At 39.9% G+C, this 1,296-nt stretch carries 2 protein-coding genes; both read left to right on the top strand.

Annotated elements, in window-relative coordinates:
- Positions 1-253: 253 nt before the first annotated feature.
- Positions 254-442, top strand: a complete 189-nt coding sequence (locus tag EHC72_RS04940; RefSeq protein ID WP_131536564.1) for a hypothetical protein — start codon at positions 254-256, stop codon at positions 440-442.
- Entirely contained in the window at positions 423-641 is a 219-nt protein-coding gene (locus EHC72_RS04935) for a hypothetical protein (protein WP_131536563.1), read from the top strand. The genes EHC72_RS04940 and EHC72_RS04935 overlap by 20 nt, the downstream gene beginning before the upstream one ends.
- Positions 642-1,296: the final 655 nt, after the last annotated feature.

Below are 1,296 nucleotides of genomic sequence, written 5' to 3'. Positions count from 1 at the left end.
ATTGTTTTATTGTTATTTACCCTTGCGGTTGGTTATCACCAATCACATCATAGTACATTAATAAATCACATTTAAATGGTATGGTGAGAACACCAATGCTATTCAGTTAAGGTTATTTTAAGGCGATCGTCTTTGCGAGGTACGAAGCAATCCTAGTGCATTAGAAAGTAAAACCTATCGTTGTAAGATTGCTTCGTACCTCGCAAAGACGACTTTTTGCGGCAGCGAGGCGATGGCACGAATATAACTAACGATGGCACGAGTAATAACTAGCGATGGCACGAGTACAACTAGCGATGGCACGAGTATAACTAGCGATGGCACGAATATAACTAGCGATGGCACGAATATAAATAGCGATGGCACAAGTATAACTAGCGATGGCACGAATATAAATAGCGATGGCACAAGTATAACTAGCGATGGCACGAGTAATAACTAGCGATGGCACGAGTATAAATAGCGATGGCACGAATATAAATAGCGATGGCACGAGTATAAATAGCGATGGCACGAGTATAAATAGCGATGGCACGAGTATAAATAGCGATGGCACGAGTATAAATAGCGATGGCACGAGTATAACTAGCCGCCCCCGCAAGCGTCTCGCTTGTGGGAGTAAAGTAGTAAACATGCTATAATATATTTAATTAATGAGCTATAGTTACAAATACCCAGGCTTTAGAATACGACCACAAGCGAGACGCTTGCGGCAGCGAGGCAACAAGGAAATTTGTTAAATCGAGGGCAATAACATTGTATCTAAACCTGATTAAAACGACATCCTGATTTTTTCTATCGGGATACAGTGTAAAAGCAGGACTTCAATTGCCATGTACACCGTAGCGTTCATTTCCAAATTCTAATGCTTAGCAAAATAATCAGCTACTTAACAAAAGATTGCTTCGTTTCGATGAAGAATCGAAAACTGGCAAAGACAGATTGCCGTGCTGAATTATTTTAACTCAATCGTAATTGCGAAGCCGGGTATAAGCATGCTGAAGCAATCTTTGTTTTAATTAGGATTTACCCTTGCGGTTGATATAAAAAACATAGCCAATTGGAGTGTGGCAAAGAATATCTATCTGGAAAGCAAAGCCTGTATTGCTAGGTAAGTTTGCGCCTGCTAACGCTTCAAGTCCTCGCTGCGCTGTGGGCTTTTCGCTTATATCCCTTAGGTTTGAGAAAGATTATCAAAGATTTAAATTTGATAAAGAAAACCTTAAAAGCAGAGGTGAACTATGTTCATATCCAGATTTAAGATCTAAAACCTGTAACAGACCTCTGCTTTTTAGT

Source organism: Pedobacter nototheniae, from assembly GCF_004335085.1.
Taxonomy (GTDB): domain Bacteria; phylum Bacteroidota; class Bacteroidia; order Sphingobacteriales; family Sphingobacteriaceae; genus Pedobacter; species Pedobacter nototheniae.
The sequence above is the reverse complement of the archived record's forward strand: the minus strand, read 5'-3'. Positions and strand labels throughout refer to the sequence as shown.

What these genes read in the sequence shown, in the direction of transcription:
- EHC72_RS04940 (WP_131536564.1), top strand. Translation starts at nt 254, where the DNA reads ATGGCACGAGTAATAACTAGCGATGGCACGAGTACAACTAGCGATGGC.
- EHC72_RS04935 (WP_131536563.1), top strand. Translation starts at nt 423, where the DNA reads ATGGCACGAGTAATAACTAGCGATGGCACGAGTATAAATAGCGATGGC.